The following is a 17,248-nucleotide window of genomic DNA, read 5'->3' as shown; positions in this document are numbered from 1 at the left end:
CAGCCATGCCAACAACCTGAAGGTGAGGGATCATGGATCAAATGGCACTCAAGGCCATAGAAGGCATCGCAGGCGCCGTGCGTGCGCCGTATCAGAGCATCACGGTCAACCGCCTGACACCGATCATCGGTGCCGAGGTCGGCGGTGTCGATCTGTCGCAGCCACTCAGTGCGGAGCAGTTGACGGAAATCCGCCGGGCCTTTCTGGAAAATCACGTGCTGGTGTTTCGCGACCAGCACCTGACGGTCGAGCAGCACAAGGCATTCGGCCGACTGTTTGGTCCGTTGCGCGCCTTGCCGGTGGACAGCATCGATGGCGATGACCCGGAACTGGTCGTGGTGCGCGCCAACGCCCAATCGCGTTTCGCTGCGGGCGAGCTATGGCACACCGACGGCACCGCTGATCTGGAGCCGTCGATGGGCTCGATGCTGTACGTCAAGGAGACACCCGCCATCGGCACCGGCGGCGACACGCTGTTTGCCAACATGCACCTGGCCATTGAAATGCTCTCGCCGGCGATGCAGCAGTTTCTCGGCGGGCTGACAGCCATTCACGATGGCGAGATTCCGTGGAAGGGCTATCAGCCACCTCCCGGCCTCCCGAAAAGCGAGCACCCGGTGGTGGTTCGCCACCCTGAAACCGGACGCCGCAGCCTGTTCGTCAATTCCGGGTTCACCTCGCATATCGTGCAACTCTCGCCCGGCGAGAGCCGCACCGTGCTGAGTATGCTGTTCGAGCTGATCGCCCGCGAACCTTGCCTCAGTTGTCGCGTGCGCTGGGAACCGAACACGCTGGTGTTCTGGGATAACCGTTGCACCCAGCATCACGCGGTGTGGGATTACTTCCCGCACTCGCGCCATGGCGAGCGGGTGACGATTCTCGGAGGGCGGCCTCAGGCCTGAAGGCACTTGCGGATTGACCGGCGAACACCGTTCAGCTGCTTCATCAGCGCAGTGGCAGGTGGTATATCAGGTCGTCGAACCACTGATCGCCGATCTGATAGGCCTGCGGGACGCGGCGCTCGAAGGTGAAGCCGCATTTCTCCAGGACCTTGCAGGAGGCGATGTTGCCGTCGGTCACGGTCGATTCCAGTGAATCCAGGCCGATGGCAGCGGCGTAGTCGATGATTGCCCGGCGTGACTCGGTGCCGAAGCCCTTGCCTTGATGTTCCGGCAGTAACAGACAGCCCACTTCGGCATGACCCGGCGACAGGATGCGAAAGCCACTGACCCCCAGCTCTGCATCGTTTTGTGTGTCTGTGACCACCAGGCACAGCCAGTGATCGGACGCCGGCGTCCACTCGGGGAGGCGATGATCGAAGCCTTTACGGATCTGCGCCTCTTCGATTTCTCCGAATACGTAGCGCATGGTCTCGGGCTCGGAATGCAGCCTCAAAAACAGTGGCCAGTCGCTGGCGAGCAGGGTTCGCAGATAAAGTCGTTCGGTGTGTAGTTCCAGCATCCGTTGCTCCCGGGACAATCAAAAAAGGCACAGGGTTTTGTACTCGGCCTGCGGTCAATGATCAATAATGCACGCGCATTTCATCGCCATTGCTCACGGTAATCGTGACGCAACCAGGCAGGGTCATATCCTTCGGCAGGTCAGGGACGAGTCAATGGCATTTCGCGTATTGGTCATCGGTGGCTACGGTAACTTCGGCAGCCTCATCTGTAATCATCTGGTGATGATGCCGCACATCGATCTGGTCATTTCCGGTCGTGACCCGCGCAAACTGGCGGAAAAGGTCGCCGCACTGCAAACGCTGGGGGGCAGGTTCTGCGAGAGCTGGTGCGTGGACATCATGCAGGACGGCGCGGGCACTGAGCTGGGTGGATTGGGCATTGATCTGCTTATCCACACCGCGGGGCCTTTTCAGGGGCAGTCGTATGCTGTGGCCCGGCATTGCATCGAAGCGGGCGTGAATTATTGCGACCTGGCCGATTGCCGGACGTTTGTCGCCGGTATCGCTACCCTCGATGCCCAGGCGCGTGAGGCAGGTGTCAGCGTGCTGAGCGGGTGCAGCTCGGTGCCGACGCTTTCGGCCGCCATCATCGATCAGCATCGGCAGCGTTTTCTGCGTATCGATTCGATAGAGCATGGCATCTCCTCGGCAGCGAAAATGCCCGGTCTGTCGACTGTGCGCGGCGTGCTGGCCAATGCCGGACGACCGATCAGGCAACTGCGCAACGGCAATGTCCACGAAGTCCATGGCTGGATGGGCCTGACCCTGCGCCGGATGCACGGCATGGGCACGCGGCTGGTGGCCAATGCCGACGTCCCGGACCTGGATGTATTCGCGACACGCTACGCCGCGCAGAACCTGAGCTTCAAGGCCGGTTCCGCGCTCAAGGCCGGCGGCATCGCGACCTGGCTGCTGGCGCTGGCGATTCGCTGCGGGCTGCTGCGCGATCCTGCGCCGTGGGCCGAGCGCCTGTACCGTTGGGGCGCGCGCTTTGAACACTGGGGTGATCGAAAGAGCGCGATGTACATCGATGTCGATGGCCTCGACCTCGGCGGCCAGCCGTTGCACATGCGTGCGCAATTGACTGCACTGAACGACAAGGGGCCGGAGATTCCCGGCAGTGCCGCCGTCGCGCTGAGCAGCAAAATGGCCGATGGCTATCGTCCACAACCGGGCGCTCGGGCCTGCGTCGGAGAAATCACTGCGGACGAGTACCTGGCGGCAATCGATGAGCCGGAAAACATCCGGCTGGATATTCATTTCAAGAACCATAACGTCTGACACTGCTGCAGATGTCCGATGGCTCCGTACAGGCTGCTGATGTGGCTTTTTAGTGGCACTTTTTTGCTGCTTTCTGCGGCACCAATCATCGGAAAATTCTGTTCAGACAACTTAAATAAATCTTAATCATCGATCCCTGAGCCCGTAATTCATGGGGTGTGAGGTCCTCTCTCTCGACCGGTCCGTTATTCCAGACACATTAACTATCAAGTTAACTCTTTCAGCGCCGACTCACGGGTATTCCGGAAAAATTAAAGGCACACACGTAATGAGCGCAAAATGGTTGGACAATCTGAAAGTCAGCAAGAAGCTCGGGCTGGGCTTTGCCGCTATTTTGCTCGGGGTACTGACCGTTACCGTGATCGGTTACTCCAGCACCAACCTGCTGATCGAGCGCATGGGCAAAAGCAGCAAGGTCGCCGAGATCAAGGCTGACGTTCTGAATGCCCGGATCGCTGCGCAAGCCTATGCGACCGGCCCTACCGCCGCAGGTGTGCAGAATTACGCCAGCGCCCTGGATACCTTGAGCCGCAGTGTCGATCAGGGCCTGCAGGTGTTCGTGATCTCGAGCAACCTGGCCAAGCTGCGCGAGATCAAGGAGCAGGTGGGCGGTCTGAAGCAGACGTTCGACCAGCTGGTCGGCATCAATCAGAAAGTCGATGAAGCGTTGAAACCGATCATCAAGGTGTCCGATGACGTCAGCGCGACCTTCGAGAATCTGCTGAACAAGACCATTGACGACACCTTGCGCGCGCCGAATGAAACCGGCATCAGGCAGGTCAAGATCGCTGGCGACCTGCGTAACGGCATGACCAATTTCCGTCTGGTGTTTCGCCGCTACCTGAGCGTTCCGAATGCCGACAACCGTCAGGCCACCTATAAGGCCGCCGACGCCCTGATTGCGCAAGTGGATGCCGCTCGCAGCCAGTTGCCTGTCGAGGCAAATGCCGCAGTGGATGCCGCGCTGGTGGCGTTGAAACAGTACAAGGTGCTGATGACGTCGATTTCGGACATGCTTCAGCAGACCGAGCAGATCCGCAATGACCTGCAACAGCAATCCGTAGCGACCGCAGCCCGTGCCGATGATCTGGCGGCGCTGCAGGTCATCAGTGCCAAGAAAGAACAACAAACCGCTGTGGTGCAATTGCTCAGCGTAGCGCTGGTCGTGCTGCTGGTCGGCATCTTTGCTGCGTTCCTGATCACGCGTCAGATTACCGTGCCGTTAAACAGCACCGTGATTGCGGCGCGCCGTATTGCCGACGGTGATCTGACCCATGACAGCAGCACCACCCGCCAGGACGAACTGGGCCTGCTGCAGAACACCATGCAACACATGACCGTTTCGCTGCGCGGTCTGATCGGTGGCATCGGCAACGGTGTGACGCAGATCGCCACGGCGGCCGAGCAGTTGTCTGCGGTCAGCGAGCAGACCAGCGCGGGTGTCACCCTGCAGAAAAACGAAGTCGATCAGGTCGCCACCGCCATGAACGAAATGGCCTCCACCGTACAGGAAGTGGCGCGCAACACCGAAGACGCTTCGCAAGCCGCCAAGCAGGCCAGCGAGCGCGCCGCGCACGGTAGCAGTGTGGTGCAGCATGCCACGCGCGAAATCGGTCAATTGGCCGGTGAAGTGCAGCAACTGGGTGAAGCCATGCAGCGCCTGACCGAAGACAGCGGCAAGATCGGCAGCGTGATTGACGTGATCAAGGCGGTGGCCGAGCAGACCAACCTGCTGGCGCTCAACGCAGCCATCGAGGCTGCACGGGCAGGCGAGCAGGGTCGCGGTTTTGCCGTGGTGGCTGACGAAGTCCGCTCGCTGGCTCAGCGTACGCAGAACTCCACAACCGAAATCGAAGCGCTGATCCAGGCGTTGCAAAAAGGTACAGGCGCCGCCTCGGGCCTGATGGACGCCAGCCTGCAGCGCACTGAAGGCACCGTGGTGCTCGCTCGTCAGGCTGAACAGGCGCTGGTGGAAATCAACCAGTCCATTGGCACCATTGAACAGATGAGTCAGCAGATTTCCGCCGCGGCCGAGCAACAGAGCGCGGTGACCGAAGAAATCAACCGCAGCGTACTCAGTGTTCGCGACATTGCCGATCAGTCCGCTTCGGCCACCGAGCAAAGCGCAGCATCGACCGTCGAGCTGGCCCGTCTGGGCAGCGATTTGCAGAGCATGGTCGCGCGTTTCAAGATTTAATCTGCGCCAGGCCTAGTCGGCCTCCTGACCCCATCAGGAGGCCGACTGCCGTTGTTCCGCCCGCACCACCATCCACACGCCGATACCTGACACCGCCATGCCTGACGCCATCTGCCAGGACAGCGGTTCGTCGAACATCGCCCAGGCCCAGAGCATCGTCACCGGTGGGCTGAGGTACAGCACGCTGGCGACGCGGGTGGCTGACGCGCGGCGCAGACACACCCAATACAGTCCGTACCCGCCCAGGGTTGCCAGCCCCACGGTCCATAGCACGCTCAGCGCAAAGCCGGTGCTGGCTACAGGCGCCAGGCTGCCCTGTGTGCCTTGAATGATCGCGAAGGCGACGCTGGAGACAGCGCACTGCAGCCACAGGTTGGGCAGCAGTGCCATGGGTTGCGCGGTACCGGATTGTTTCTGCCACAGCGTCGCGATGGCCAGCGAAAACATACCCAGCAGCGGCAGGCCGTAGGCCCACAACGGTGCTTCACCCACCGCCAGCGCGCTGTAGGTCACCAGCACGACACCGATCAGCCCGACAAACAGTCCCGCCCAGATTGGCCAGGCCAGCCGTTGTCCGAGCACTACTGCCGCCAGGAGTGCCATGCCCATCGGCAACAAATCGGCAAACAGCGCAGCGAGGCCGGCAGGCACACCCAGCGCAATGCCCTGCGTGACCCCGGCGACGTAGCCGGTCATGGCCAGCAGGCCGATACCTGCGTTTTTCAGCAGCGTGGCAGCCGGGATCGACCTCAGTTGCCTGGCGACAAAAGGCAGCAGGATCAGGGTGACCACCACACAACGCCAGAACACCACCAGCAGCGGCGGCGCGTGGTCAAGGGAAAAGCGTGCGCCGACGAAGCCCGAACTCCAGGTCAGAACCAGCGCAGCTTCCAGCAGGGGCAGAGGAATGGCCTGGTGCCAGGCAGGCCGCGAGACGCTCGGAGCAATCGACAGGTATGGGTTCATGGACACAGGTTACGAAACCGGCGTAGTCTAATAAATCAAAATTAACTGCATGAGTTATTCAGGAATTCTGAATCATGACGGCCATTCTCGACATCGAACTGGTGCGCACCTTTCATGCGGTGGCGCGGATAGGAAAGTTTTCCGCAGCCGCCGAGCAACTTCATAAAAGCCCGGCAGCCGTGAGTGTGCATATCCAGCGCCTTGAGGCCGTGGCAGGCGGGCGCTTGCTCAATCGGGACAACCAGGCAGTGTCGCTGACGGCGCTGGGCAAGCGCCTGCTGTTGTCGACGACAGAGCTGCTGTCCACGCACGACCGGGTGCTGGCGGATCTGCAAGGCACTCATCTGGCCGGACGCATCACGCTGGGGGTTCCGGATGAGTACGCCGTGCATGTCATTCGCGACATCCTGCCAGTGTTCGCGGCCGCGTGGCCCAATGTCGTGCTGGAGTTGAAATCCGCACCCAGCTACGCCCTGCGCGAGCAGGTTGCGCGTGGCAAGTTGCAGACAGCAGTCATCGCGCAACCCAAAGGGCAGCTGAGTGCTGATGCGCAGTTTCTGGTATCGACCAAGCCGGTCTGGGTCGGGCCGGCCAGCGTTGCACTGGCATCCGCTGACCCGGTGCCGCTGGCGATTCACGCAGCGCAATGCCCTTATCGAGAAGCCATGCTGGTGTCACTCAAAGACAACGGCCGCAAAATCCGTGTAGTCCTCGAAAGCCCGTCCAATCAGGCGATCAAGGCCTGTGTGGAAGCGGGCCTGGCGATCAGCCTCATCGATCGGAGCGGGGTTACGCAAGCCATGCAGATTCTCGATGACCTGCCTGAAATACCCGAGCACGAAATCGTCTTCCTGCGCTCGCCGTCGTCACAGAACGACGAGGCGGTGAGCCTGCTGGCGCAGGCCCTGCAGAAGTATTTTCGGGTTTAGCCGGGAACACTGCAGCCGAAGTGTGTTATCGACTGCAGGAACGCTTTCGGCTCAACCGTCCTTGAACAGAAAGCTGTAGGCATTCAGCGCCGGCACGCCGCCCAGGTGGGCGTAGAGCACTTTCGAGCCTTCGGGGAATTCGCCATTGCGCACCATGTCGATCATGCCGTGCATGGATTTGCCTTCGTAGACCGGGTCGGTCAACACGCCTTCCAGGCGGGCGCAGAGGCGGATGGCTTCGAGGGTGCCATCGTTCGGCAGGCCGTATTCCGGGTAGGCGTAGCGGGTGTCGAGCACCACGTCTTCGGCGGTGATTTCGCGGCCCAGCTCCACCAGTTTTGCAGTGTTCTGAGCGATACGCAGGACCTGCGCGCGGGTCTTTTCCGGTTTGGCCGACGCGTCGATACCGATCACACGCTGTGCCCGGCCATCGGCAGCGAAGCCGACGAGCATGCCTGCGTGAGTGCTGCCGGTCACCGAGCAGACCACGATGTAGTCGAATTTGAAGCCCAGCTCTTCTTCCTGCTGGCGCACTTCATCGGCAAAACGCACGAACCCCAGGCCGCCATAAGGGTGTTCCGAGCAGCCCGCTGGAATCGGGAACGGTTTGCCGCCGCCTTCCTCGACGTCGGCCATGGCCTTTTCCCAGCTCGGGCGAATGCCGATATCGAAGCCTGCCGAATCCAGGCGCACATCGGCGCCCATGATGCGCGACATCTCGATATTGCCGACCCGGTCGTACAACGCGTCGGAATAGTTGACCCAATTCTCCTGAACCAGCACGCACTTCATGCCCAGATGCGCCGCTACGGCTGCCACCTGACGGGTCTGGTTGGACTGGATGCCACCGATCGATACCAGTGTGTCGTAGCCGCCGTCGATGGCTTCCGGCACCAGGTATTCCAGTTTGCGGGTCTTGTTGCCGCCGAAAGCCAGACCGCTGTTGCAATCCTCGCGCTTGGCATACAACTCGACCTTGCCGCCCAGGTGCTCACTCAGGCGTTTCAGTGGGGTAATGGGCGAGGGGCCGAAGGTCAGAGGGTAGCGCTTGAACTTGCTCAGGTTCATATCGGGTCTCCGTTGATGAGTTGATCCGGGCATTGAAGGTGGGCCTCGATGTGTTTATCGAGCGGCCCGGCATGGCTCCCATCATAGGAAAACTGCGAATAATCGTGGTTGCAAAGAATTGTCTATCTACAAAATAAACGTTAGCCTGAATGCAACTAAACAGACTTTTATTGTGTGATTTTCATTATGAAAGCAATAAATGAACGCACTAAAAAGTCCGGTGCCGATGTAACGCCGCTGCTGGACAGGATTGACCGCGCCATCCTCAAGACCTTGCAACGTGACGCGTCCATTTCCAATGTGGCACTTGCCGAGAAGGTCAAACTGAGTCCGCCTGCGTGCCTGCGGCGCGTCGAGCGGCTGAAAGAGGCGGGCGTGATCAAGGGCGTGGTGGCGCTGCTCAATGGCGATGTTCTGGACGCGGGCATGGTGGTGCTGATCGGTGTCGTGCTGGACCGCTCGACACCGGATTCATTTGCGCAATTCGAAGCCGCCGCGCAGAAGGTTTCCGGCTGCATGGAGTTTCATGTCGTCACCGGCGAGTTCGACTACTTCATGTTGCTGCGCACCCGGGACAGTCAAAGCTTCAACCGGCTGCACGCTGAACAGTTACTGTACTTGCCCGGTGTCAGGCAGATCCGTTCGTTCATGGGGCTGCGTCAGGTTGTTTCCACGACACAATTACCTCTCTGACGGGTTTCGGCGTGGCCTGTTTGCTGCATGCAGCGTCAAACGTTCACGTCTGACCAAGGTCGGAGTTACTGACTGCCACACGATTGACTCTGGCGCATGATTCAATCAGTGCCTCTCTCTTTTTTACTTGCTCAAGGATTTTCATTTTGGCTGCTGGAAGCTTGCTTACCCTGCTTGACGATATTGCGACGCTGCTCGATGACGTGGCGCTGGCCACGAAGAAGACAGCGGGTGTGCTGGGTGATGATCTGGCGCTCAATGCCCAGCAGGTCACCGGTGTTTCGGCGGATCGCGAGTTGCCGGTTGTCTGGGCCGTGGCCAAGGGGTCGCTGCTCAACAAGGCCATTCTGGTTCCGGCAGCGTTGCTGATCAGTGCTTTCGCACCCTGGGCGATTCTGCCGTTGCTGATGATCGGCGGTGCGTTTCTGTGCTTCGAGGGCTTCGAGAAAATCGCCCATAAATGGCTGCATCCCGAAACCGGCGAAGAGCATGAGCAGCGCAAGCAGGCGTCGGCGGATGCGTCCGTGGACATGGTGGCGTTTGAAAAGGAGCGCGTCAAAGGCGCGATTCGCACGGACTTCATTCTTTCTGCGGAAATCATCGTGCTCGCACTGGGTGTGGTCTCGGCCAGACCCTTCATGGATCAGGTCGGTGTGCTGGTCATCGTCGCAGTGCTGATCACCGTCGGTGTCTACGGGCTGGTGGCCGGTATCGTCAAACTCGATGACCTGGGCCTGTACCTGAAGAAAAGCGCAGGTTCGGCGTCACAAAAGATCGGTGCCGGCCTGTTGTGGCTGGCACCGGTGTTGATGAAAGTGCTGTCGATCGTCGGTACGGCTGCGATGTTCATGGTCGGCGGCGGGATTCTGGTCCACGGCCTGCCGTTCGCTCATCATTGGGTCGAAGGCGTGACCGAAGCGGCAGCCGGGGCGGTAGGCGGTCTGTCGATGATCGTCCCGACCCTGATCGATGCGCTCGCCGGGATCATTGCCGGTGCCGTGCTGGTGTTGGTCGTGACGCTGATTGGCAAGGTCTGGAAAGCTGCGAAGGAGTGATTGAGGCGGTCATCCACACTTCTGATCCAAGGCCGTGAAGGCGAGCCGGGCGACGCTTCGCTTGCTCGCGAAGGGGTTGGTACAGCCAACCAAGGGTGGCTGAAACACCGCCTTCGCGAGCAAGCTCGCTCCCACAGAATTCCGGAGTGAGCGTCATCACCGTCAAACAACGTGCTTAGAAGAACACCTTGACCAGCAAACTCGCGGTGTTCTGATCGGTGTCGAAGGAGCTGGTGTCCTTGATGCCGTATTTGTTGGTCCAGTAGTCGTATTCGATACCCACGTACAGCTGCCGCTCCGGGTAATTCAATGCCTTGCCCAGGTCATACTTGATCTGCGGGTTGAAGTGCAGGTTGGAGTGGTAAGTGCCACGCGAGGTCTTGTCGTTGTCGACCACCCAGTCCATGAAACCGTCGATCAGCACATCCGATTTGCCCACCGGAATGGTGTAGGACCACACCGGAGTGATCTGCCACACGCCGTCGCCCGGGCGATTGCCTTCGGTCTGGCGCTGGTAGAAGTTGAGCTGGAAGTAGTCGAAACCCGGGATCTTCAAGTCGAACGCCGGACCGATCAGGTACGACTCGTTATCGCCCTCACCGAACTCGTAAGTTGCGGCAATCAACACATCGCTGATCGGCCCGAACTCGAACTTCTGGCCGAAGATCTTGCCCAGCGACAGGCGTGGCGAGAACTCGCCGTAATAGGTGTTATCGCCAGCGGTAGCGTCTTTCTTGCCGTTGTAGAAGATCTTGTCGACGAAGAAGAAGTTGTCGCCGTACTTCCAGCTGTCCGCGTGCTCAAAGGTAAAGGTCTGCTGATTTTCCGGGTTGACAGCAAAGTCTCGTCCATTGAGATAGGTCAGGCTATTACTCTGCCACTGGAAAATATCCCCTGCCATGGCGGGTGCAGCAGCCAGCAGACTGCTGGCCAGTAATGCACTGGAAATCGTACGGTTCATGCGGTGAGCCCCTTGATGTAGATCGTGATTTTTTCGGACTGGCGTTCTATGCGTGACGCCTTGTCGGTGGTTGCAATAATTTGTCTGTCTGGTCAGCTTTGTGTTGTTAGCAAGAGCTGCGCCAATCAGTGAAAAAAAGTTTAAGTAACCCTTCAAATCGATATCCAAGTGTCGATTTCAGGTCATTTTTTTCAATGGGGAGCATTCTGAGTGCCGTTCAGCCAGTGGGCCGCCTGGTCAGGTTCAGCTATCGGCAAAGAGAGGGGCGCGTTGGCAGCGGCGGCGGAGGATACTGACTCGCGTCGCCGTGCTCAAGTGCTCCAGAGCAGGGCGTCCGGAGCGAAAACAGGGCAATGCCCGTTGCCTCAGTTGATGTGTGCGCCCTGATCGATCCAGGCGCCTACCAGATCACGTTCCTGCTGGGTCATCTGGGTGATATTGCCCAGCGGCATGATCGGCGCGGTGATTGCCTGCGCCTTGATGCGCGGCGCCTGTTGCTGGATCTGTTCAGGCGTATCGAACATCACACCGGCCGGAGCGACGCTGAACAACTGGCTGGTAGGCGTGGCCGAGTGACAGACCGAACAACGTTGCCGGATGACGTCGTGCACCTTGTTGAAGTCTGCACCTGCCACCTTGGCAGGCTCGGGCTGAGCAGGCGCTGCCTGGGCAGGCGCAGCGGCGGGTTGCGCAGGTTGCTCATCAGCCCGATGACCGCCGACCGCCGTACCGGGCAGTGGCTGATAGACGATCTTGGCTGGCGGTTGCGCAGGGCCGGTGACATACGCCAGGCACAGCATGCCCAGTGCCGCGACCGGCAGGGTCCAGGCGAATCGATGGCTGTTGTGTCGTGTATTGAAGTAATGGCGCACCAGCACGGCCAGCAGCGCGATGCCGGCGAGAATCAGCCAGTTGTACTCACTGCCGTAGGTGCTTGGAAAGTGATTGCTGATCATGATGAACAGCACGGGCAGGGTGAAGTAGTTGTTGTGTCGTGAACGCAACAGGCCTTTTGCCGGCAGGCTTGGGTCCGGCGTACGGTTCTCGGCAATGGCGGCCACCAGCGCGCGCTGGGCCGGCATGATGATGCGGAACACGTTGCCGACCATGATGGTGCCCATGATCGCGCCCACATGCAGATAGGCACCGCGACCGCTGAATACTTTGCTGAACCCGTACGCCGCCGCCACCAGCAGCACGAACAGGACCACGCCCAACATGGCAGGGCGTTTGCCCAGTGGCGAGTCACACAGAAAGCTGTAGATGAACCAGCCGACGAACAACGAACCCAGGCCGATGTGCACGCCCTCGGCGCCACTCAGGCTGCTGCCCGGTGCCAGCAGGTACAGCGTCGGGTTGGCGTAGAACACCACGCACAACAGCGCGACCCCTGACAGCCAGGTCGAATAGGCTTCCCATTTGAACCAGTGCAGATTCTCCGGCATGGTCGGTGGTGCGAGCTTGTACTTCTCCAGGTGGTAGATGCCGCCGCCGTGGATCGCCCACAGATCACCCGACAGGCCTTCACGCGGGTTGCTGCGGTTGAGGTTGTTCTCCAGCCAGACGAAGTAGAACGATGCGCCGATCCAGGCGACGCCGACAATCATGTGAATCCAGCGCACGCCCAGATTCAGCCATTCCATCATATGTGCCAGCACGATGTTTACCCTTCCAGTGGGTGGGGATCGAGAACCAGCAACTGGCTCTCGGCAAAGTAATGCTCGTCGCAGTTGTTGCCTTCGCCACTGCGATCAACCACCAGGAAGTCATCCCGCTTTTCGATCGTCAGCACCGGATGGTGCCAGACGCCGCGATGGTAATTGACACCCTGCCTGCCGTTCGACACGAAGGCGCGGGTCAGCTCTGATTCAGGCACATCGCCAACCGGCGCGACCACGATCAGAAAGGGGTTGCCGAGCAGCGGCACGAACGCCTGACTGCCCAGCGGATGACGCTCCAGCATGCCGATGGTCAACGGCATCGGCAGCGCTTCGGCGCGGAAGATGCTGATGATCGCCTTGTCCTCGGGCTGCGCGGTCTGCACGTCAGCCAGACGATGAAAGCGCATGGTCGAGCCGTTGTTGATCATGAAGTGATCGCTGCCGTCGGTTTCGATCACATCACCGAATGGCGCAAAGGCTTCCTTGGTCAGTGGCTCGATTATCAGTTTGCGCATGCGGGTTCTTCTTCAATGGTTTTGAGGGTGCGCTCATCGTTATACACAAATCCGCTTTGGATTCTGGCCGGAGGCCGTAGGAGCGGACCGGGCGACGCTTCGCTTGTTCGCGAAAGGGCCGGTACATTCTCCAAAAATGCGTCGTCTGAAACACCGTCTTCGCGAACAAGCGAAGCGTCGCCCGGTCCGCTCCTACGCCCTTCGGGCAGAAGCCTGGCAGCCTTTTATTCAGGGCGCTCCAGGACTTATGTATATGATGAGCGCCGAACGTAGGAACGAGAGTTTATGCGTTGTTACCTGGCCACCTTGCCCAGCACTCGCAGGCGGCTCACGCCACCGTCCGGGAATACGTTCAGGCGGATGTGGGTGATCGGGCCGATCGCCTTGATCTGCTCGGCGAACTCGTGTTCGGCGTGCATGGTCAGCTTCTGGCTGGGCAGCAACTCGCGCCAGAACAGGCTCTGGGTTTCGATCTGGCTGTCGGTGCCACCCTTGACCAGGGCGCCCTGGATCGAGCAACTGTCCGGGTAGTTACCTTTGAAGTGCAGGGTATCGACGATGACTTTTTCGACTTCACCCTTGTGCCCGAGCGCCACGATCACCCAGTCGTTGCCGGGCGTGCGGCGCCGCGCGGTTTCCCAGCCGTCGCCCATGTTCACGCCGCGACCAGGGTTGAGGATGTTGCTCATGCTGCCGTAGTGTTCATCGGAGCAGGCAATCGATCGGCCGCCATTGAGTGCTGCAACCAGATCGATCTGCTCGTCCGCGCTGACTTTCGACCAGTCGCGATGCGGCACGCCGTACACGCGCAGACGCGCGACACCGCCGTCCGGGTAGATGTTGAAGCGCAGGTGGCTGAACGCCTGATCGCTGCTGATCTCATGGTAATGATGGCTGTTGCCTTGCAGCTCCACAGACGGCAGCACTTCGGTCCAGGCGGTGTTTTCATCGGGCTCGCCCGACGCCAGGAAGCACGCTTCCAGCGATGCGGAAGGCGGGAAGTTACCGGTGAAAAACGAGGTGTCGATGTCCACACCCTTGATGGTTCCCGCCACACCGAGGCGAATCACCGCGCTGTCGTACCCTTCGAAACGCTTGCGGCGTGACTCCCAGCCGTCCATCCACTTGCCGTTGTCGTCGAACACACCTTCTTTCCAGACGGCCGGGGTCGGCTGGAACAGCCGGTTGGCGTCGGCGAACCAGTCATCGGTGACCGAAAGGATCTTGGTGCCCAGACGCGCGTCGGCCAGGTTCACGAACTTCTCGAACGGTGCGGCGTAAACTTTCATGCTCTTTGTCTGCCTTCTGAATACGGTTATGACTGCGACGCTCAAAGCGCCTGTAGACGAAACAGTGCGATCTTGTTGATCTCGGCCAGGGCGCAAGCGAACTCGGCCTCGAGCGAGTGGTGAATGCGTTGCTCGAACGCCGCCAGAATCTTATGCCTGTCGCTGCCCTTGACCGCCATGATGAACGGAAAGCCGAAGCGGGCCTTGTAAGCCTCGTTCAGCTCGGTAAAGCGCTGGAACTCCTCAGGCGTGCAATGGTGGATACCGGCGCCGGCCTGTTCATCGGTACTGGCCTGAGTCAGCTCGCCTCGAACGGCAGCCTTGCCCGCCAGGTCCGGGTGGGCATTGATCAGTGCCAGTTGTTGCTCGTGAGTGGCACCCAGCAGGATCGCGCTCGTGCGCGCATGCAGGGTCTCGACCTGATCGAGTTGCGCGCCTGTGCTTTGGTCGAACGCCTGCTGCGCGACCCACGGTGAGTGTTCGTAGATATCGGCAAAGGCCGCGATGAACGCATCCCGGCCCAGGCTTGAAGGTGTCAGTGTCTTGAACGTGCTCATTGCTCGGCCTTGCCGGTAAACGGATGTTCAGTGTGCCAGTGCCGGGCGATATCGACACGACGGGTAAACCACACTTGCTCATGACCTTTGGCGTACTCGATGAAACGCTTGAGTGCGGCGAGGCGGGCGGGGCGGCCGATCAGGCGGCAATGCAGGCCGATGGAAAGCATCTTCGGCGCGTCTTCGCCTTCGGCATACAGCATGTCGAACGCATCCTTCAGGTACTGAAAGAACTGCTCGCCGTTGTTGAAGCCCTGCACCTGGGTGAAACGCATGTCGTTGGTGTCCAGGGTGTACGGAATCACCAGATGCGGCTTGCCGGTCGGGTTGTTCGGCTCCCAGTACGGCAGGTCATCGTCGTAGGTGTCGCAATCATAAAGAAAACCGCCTTCCTCCATGACCAGGCGCCGGGTGTTGGGGCCGGTGCGCCCGGTGTACCAGCCCAGCGGCCGTTCGCCACTGATTTCGGTGAGGATCTGGATCGCCTGGCGCATGTGCTCACGTTCCTGGGCTTCGTCCATGTTCTGGTAGTCGATCCAGCGATAGCCGTGGCTGCAGATCTCATGACCTTCGGCGACCATGGCGCGGATCACCTCCGGGTGACGCTGCGCGGCCATGGCCACGGCGAAAATGGTCAGGGGGATATCGAACTGTCTGAACAGCTTGAGAATGCGCCACACACCGGCGCGGCTGCCGTACTCGTACAGCGACTCCATGCTCATGTTGCGCTGGCCCTGGAGTGGCTGCGCGGCAACCATCTCGGACAGAAAGGCTTCTGATTCCTTGTCGCCATGCAGAATATTGCGCTCGCCACCTTCCTCGTAATTCAGCACGAAAGACAAGGCAATGCGCGCATTACCCGGCCAGCGTGGGTGAGGCGGGTTGTTGCCGTAACCGATCAGGTCGCGTGGGTAGTCAGCGCTCACTGCAAGCTTCCTTCTTGTCCATGGGGTGCGTTGGATGCGTTAAGTCAGGTGCAATGCCAGGCGCGGTCGAGGCATTGCTGGGTCAAGATTGTATACAATTTTATTTTCAGCTTGTAACCCTGTACGTTTCTGCACCGAAGCGTCTCGGCAAGCTTAACGCAAGCAAGAAACCTGCCTGACTGGTCAGCTAATCGTAAAAAACCTGATATTTTTCCTCTGCTTCCTCAAAGTCCGGCCCATCCCGTGCCCAGCCAGCCTCTTGAATACGGGCTGTTGGTCGATCAGGAATTTATTGTGTACAGCTTTTCCCGAAAGTGTCTTAATCGGTCGCAATCGCACGATGTAGAGCACTTCATTGGTGCACTGCGTCACCATGGCCGGATGTGAGGAGTGAAGTTTTGGGAAAATTGACCACACACGTACTGGACGCCGCCCACGGCTGCCCGGGCAGCGCCATCCGCATCGAGTTGTACCGGGTCGAAGAGCAGCAGTTGCTGCATATTGTCAGTGCGCTCACCAACAGCGATGGGCGCTGCGATGCGCCTCTGCTGCAGGGCGAGGCCTATCAATCCGGCGTCTATCAGTTGCACTTCAAGGCTGGCGATTATTACCGCGCGCGGGGCGTGGTCCTGAATGAGCCCGCCTTTCTCGATGAGGTGGTGCTGCGCTTCGGCATTGATGCAGGTCAGGAACACTTTCATGTGCCGCTGTTAATCTCGCCGTACAGCTACTCGACGTATAGGGGCAGCTGAATACCTCTTGCCCGCCCCACACTGCGGGCTTTTTTTTGCGCGTATCTGCGCTTTTGCCCTGTGTACAATGCGCCAGTCCCGACGCCGCCATCCACCTGCGCACGAGTGCCCATGAACGACCAGTCCCTGCCTCTCAAGAAACAGCCGCGCAGCCTTGGCTCAAGCCGTAACGTCACGCAGGACGATGTCGTTTACGAACATGTTTTCGATGCCATTCTGGAACAGCGGCTGGCGCCGGGCACCAAACTGAGTGAAGAGGCGCTGGGCGAGATTTTCGGTGTCAGCCGCACCATCATTCGTCGCGCCCTGTCGCGGTTGGGCCATGAGGGCGTCGTGCTGTTGCGCCCCAACCGTGGCGCGGTGGTCGCCAGCCCCAGCGTCGAAGAGGCGCGTCAGGTGTTTTTCGCGCGGCGCATGGTCGAGAAGGCAATCACGGAACTGGCGGTCGAGCACGCCACTGCCGAGCAACTGGCCGAGCTGCGCCAGATGGTCAGCGACGAGCGCGACAGCTTTGCTCGCGGTGATCGGGGCGCCGGTATTCGTCTGTCCGGCGAGTTTCACCTCCAGTTGGCCGTGGCCGCGAGGAACGCGCCGCTGATCAGCTTCCAGCGCAGCCTGGTGTCGCAGACCTCACTGATCATTGCCCAGTACGAAACCGGCAATCGCACGCATTGTTCCTACGATGAGCACAACCAGTTGATCGACGCCATCGAAGCCCGCAATGCAGCGCTGGCCGTCGAACTGATGATGCATCACATGGACCACATCGACAGCAAGCTCAACCTTGACGAAGACAGCGCCTCGGATGATTTGCATGCGGTGTTCTCGCACGTCATGGGCCGGAAAAAGCCGGTGCGTTGAGGGTGTCTGGATAATTCAATCTCTTGACGACGCAGAGCGTCGTGAACTGCATTCCCACGCTGGAGCGTGAGGAAC

The 17,248-nt window shown here is 59.9% G+C and carries 17 protein-coding genes and 1 pseudogene; 9 read left to right on the top strand and 9 right to left on the bottom strand.

The window, feature by feature from the left end; genetic code table 11:
• Window positions 1-32: 32 nt before the first annotated feature.
• Window positions 33-902, top strand: coding sequence for a TauD/TfdA dioxygenase family protein (locus tag QRN50_RS22740; RefSeq protein WP_096127353.1), 870 nt, complete (start codon window positions 33-35; stop codon window positions 900-902).
• Window positions 903-945: 43 nt separating this feature from the next.
• Here QRN50_RS22740 and QRN50_RS22735 read toward each other — a convergent pair whose 3' ends face one another.
• Window positions 946-1,461, bottom strand: a complete 516-nt coding sequence (locus QRN50_RS22735; protein WP_003404381.1) for a GNAT family N-acetyltransferase — start codon at window positions 1,459-1,461, stop codon at window positions 946-948.
• Window positions 1,462-1,615: 154 nt separating this feature from the next.
• On the opposite strand from QRN50_RS22735, the gene QRN50_RS22730 reads away from it, so the two are divergent.
• The 3 genes and pseudogenes from QRN50_RS22730 to QRN50_RS26085 all read left to right on the top strand — a co-directional run bounded on the left by QRN50_RS22730 (window position 1,616) and on the right by QRN50_RS26085 (window position 4,940).
• Window positions 1,616-2,743 (top strand): saccharopine dehydrogenase family protein, encoded by a 1,128-nt coding sequence (locus QRN50_RS22730; protein ID WP_096127361.1) that lies wholly within the window; start codon window positions 1,616-1,618, stop codon window positions 2,741-2,743.
• A gap of 151 nt (window positions 2,744-2,894) precedes the next feature.
• A pseudogene (locus QRN50_RS26090) lies at window positions 2,895-4,034 on the top strand (methyl-accepting chemotaxis protein); the annotation flags it as partial.
• 33 nt (window positions 4,035-4,067) lie between these two features.
• Entirely contained in the window at window positions 4,068-4,940 is an 873-nt protein-coding gene (locus tag QRN50_RS26085; RefSeq protein WP_370661170.1) for a methyl-accepting chemotaxis protein, read from the top strand.
• A 33-nt stretch (window positions 4,941-4,973) separates the two neighbouring features.
• On the opposite strand, the gene QRN50_RS22720 is transcribed toward QRN50_RS26085, so the two are convergent.
• Window positions 4,974-5,906 carry a DMT family transporter gene (locus tag QRN50_RS22720; protein WP_024660989.1) on the bottom strand — a complete coding sequence of 311 codons (933 nt, stop codon included), beginning with the start codon at window positions 5,904-5,906 and terminating at the stop codon, window positions 4,974-4,976.
• Between the two features lie 74 nt (window positions 5,907-5,980).
• Here QRN50_RS22720 and QRN50_RS22715 point away from each other — a divergent pair, with 74 nt between their 5' ends.
• Window positions 5,981-6,835, top strand: a complete 855-nt coding sequence (locus QRN50_RS22715; protein WP_060400654.1) for a LysR family transcriptional regulator — start codon at window positions 5,981-5,983, stop codon at window positions 6,833-6,835.
• 51 nt (window positions 6,836-6,886) lie between these two features.
• Here QRN50_RS22715 and QRN50_RS22710 read toward each other — a convergent pair whose 3' ends face one another.
• Window positions 6,887-7,903 (bottom strand): 1-aminocyclopropane-1-carboxylate deaminase, encoded by a 1,017-nt coding sequence (locus QRN50_RS22710; RefSeq protein ID WP_003415810.1) that lies wholly within the window; start codon window positions 7,901-7,903, stop codon window positions 6,887-6,889.
• Window positions 7,904-8,089: 186 nt separating this feature from the next.
• Here QRN50_RS22710 and QRN50_RS22705 point away from each other — a divergent pair, with 186 nt between their 5' ends.
• A complete protein-coding gene (locus QRN50_RS22705) occupies window positions 8,090-8,596 on the top strand; it encodes an Lrp/AsnC family transcriptional regulator (RefSeq protein WP_003315203.1) in 507 nt (168 codons plus the stop codon).
• A 146-nt stretch (window positions 8,597-8,742) separates the two neighbouring features.
• Complete coding sequence (locus tag QRN50_RS22700; RefSeq protein ID WP_024651260.1) at window positions 8,743-9,651, top strand: DUF808 domain-containing protein; 909 nt, start codon at window positions 8,743-8,745, stop codon at window positions 9,649-9,651.
• Between the two features lie 175 nt (window positions 9,652-9,826).
• Here the strand turns inward: QRN50_RS22700 and QRN50_RS22695 are convergent, their stop codons facing one another.
• The 6 genes from QRN50_RS22695 to puuE all read right to left on the bottom strand — a co-directional run bounded on the left by QRN50_RS22695 (window position 9,827) and on the right by puuE (window position 15,560).
• Window positions 9,827-10,612: an outer membrane protein OmpK gene (locus tag QRN50_RS22695; protein ID WP_003423373.1), complete on the bottom strand. Its 786-nt coding sequence runs from the start codon at window positions 10,610-10,612 to the stop codon at window positions 9,827-9,829.
• A gap of 365 nt (window positions 10,613-10,977) precedes the next feature.
• A complete protein-coding gene (locus QRN50_RS22690) occupies window positions 10,978-12,270 on the bottom strand; it encodes a urate hydroxylase PuuD (RefSeq protein ID WP_054092415.1) in 1,293 nt (430 codons plus the stop codon).
• Between the two features lie 5 nt (window positions 12,271-12,275).
• Window positions 12,276-12,788, bottom strand: a complete 513-nt coding sequence (locus tag QRN50_RS22685; RefSeq protein ID WP_003371439.1) for an ureidoglycolate lyase — start codon at window positions 12,786-12,788, stop codon at window positions 12,276-12,278.
• Between the two features lie 293 nt (window positions 12,789-13,081).
• The gene (gene alc / locus QRN50_RS22680) at window positions 13,082-14,077 is read right to left on the bottom strand and encodes an allantoicase (RefSeq protein WP_024641047.1); all 996 of its coding nucleotides are present in this window, start codon (window positions 14,075-14,077) and stop codon (window positions 13,082-13,084) included.
• A gap of 41 nt (window positions 14,078-14,118) precedes the next feature.
• Entirely contained in the window at window positions 14,119-14,634 is a 516-nt protein-coding gene (gene uraD, locus QRN50_RS22675) for a 2-oxo-4-hydroxy-4-carboxy-5-ureidoimidazoline decarboxylase (protein ID WP_024641046.1), read from the bottom strand.
• Window positions 14,631-15,560 (bottom strand): allantoinase PuuE, encoded by a 930-nt coding sequence (gene puuE / locus QRN50_RS22670; RefSeq protein WP_024641045.1) that lies wholly within the window; start codon window positions 15,558-15,560, stop codon window positions 14,631-14,633. Before puuE ends, uraD begins: the two co-directional genes overlap by 4 nt.
• 398 nt (window positions 15,561-15,958) lie before the next feature.
• On the opposite strand from puuE, the gene uraH reads away from it, so the two are divergent.
• Together uraH and QRN50_RS22660 are read left to right on the top strand one after the other, a co-directional pair.
• A complete protein-coding gene (gene uraH / locus QRN50_RS22665) occupies window positions 15,959-16,312 on the top strand; it encodes a hydroxyisourate hydrolase (RefSeq protein WP_054092417.1) in 354 nt (117 codons plus the stop codon).
• 111 nt (window positions 16,313-16,423) lie between these two features.
• Window positions 16,424-17,173 carry a GntR family transcriptional regulator gene (locus tag QRN50_RS22660; RefSeq protein WP_011267254.1) on the top strand — a complete coding sequence of 250 codons (750 nt, stop codon included), beginning with the start codon at window positions 16,424-16,426 and terminating at the stop codon, window positions 17,171-17,173.
• Window positions 17,174-17,248: the final 75 nt, after the last annotated feature.

The sequence above is a fragment of the Pseudomonas sp. MEJ108 genome (genome assembly GCF_030208985.1).
Taxonomy (GTDB): Bacteria; Pseudomonadota; Gammaproteobacteria; order Pseudomonadales; family Pseudomonadaceae; genus Aquipseudomonas; species Aquipseudomonas fragariae.
The sequence above is the reverse complement of the archived record's forward strand: the minus strand, read 5'-3'. Positions and strand labels throughout refer to the sequence as shown.

Excerpts from the sequence above, each read along its gene's own strand:
- QRN50_RS22660 (WP_011267254.1), top strand. The coding sequence starts at position 16,424 with ATGAACGACCAGTCCCTGCCTCTCAAGAAACAGCCGCGCAGCCTTGGC.
- QRN50_RS22685 (WP_003371439.1), bottom strand. The coding sequence starts at position 12,788 with ATGCGCAAACTGATAATCGAGCCACTGACCAAGGAAGCCTTTGCGCCA.
- QRN50_RS22720 (WP_024660989.1), bottom strand. The coding sequence starts at position 5,906 with ATGAACCCATACCTGTCGATTGCTCCGAGCGTCTCGCGGCCTGCCTGG.
- QRN50_RS26085 (WP_370661170.1), top strand. The coding sequence starts at position 4,068 with ATGCAACACATGACCGTTTCGCTGCGCGGTCTGATCGGTGGCATCGGC.
- QRN50_RS22705 (WP_003315203.1), top strand. The coding sequence starts at position 8,090 with ATGAAAGCAATAAATGAACGCACTAAAAAGTCCGGTGCCGATGTAACG.
- alc (WP_024641047.1), bottom strand. The coding sequence starts at position 14,077 with ATGAAAGTTTACGCCGCACCGTTCGAGAAGTTCGTGAACCTGGCCGAC.
- QRN50_RS22740 (WP_096127353.1), top strand. The coding sequence starts at position 33 with ATGGATCAAATGGCACTCAAGGCCATAGAAGGCATCGCAGGCGCCGTG.
- uraD (WP_024641046.1), bottom strand. The coding sequence starts at position 14,634 with ATGAGCACGTTCAAGACACTGACACCTTCAAGCCTGGGCCGGGATGCG.
- QRN50_RS22715 (WP_060400654.1), top strand. The coding sequence starts at position 5,981 with ATGACGGCCATTCTCGACATCGAACTGGTGCGCACCTTTCATGCGGTG.
- QRN50_RS22730 (WP_096127361.1), top strand. The coding sequence starts at position 1,616 with ATGGCATTTCGCGTATTGGTCATCGGTGGCTACGGTAACTTCGGCAGC.
- QRN50_RS22695 (WP_003423373.1), bottom strand. The coding sequence starts at position 10,612 with ATGAACCGTACGATTTCCAGTGCATTACTGGCCAGCAGTCTGCTGGCT.
- QRN50_RS22735 (WP_003404381.1), bottom strand. The coding sequence starts at position 1,461 with ATGCTGGAACTACACACCGAACGACTTTATCTGCGAACCCTGCTCGCC.
- QRN50_RS22710 (WP_003415810.1), bottom strand. The coding sequence starts at position 7,903 with ATGAACCTGAGCAAGTTCAAGCGCTACCCTCTGACCTTCGGCCCCTCG.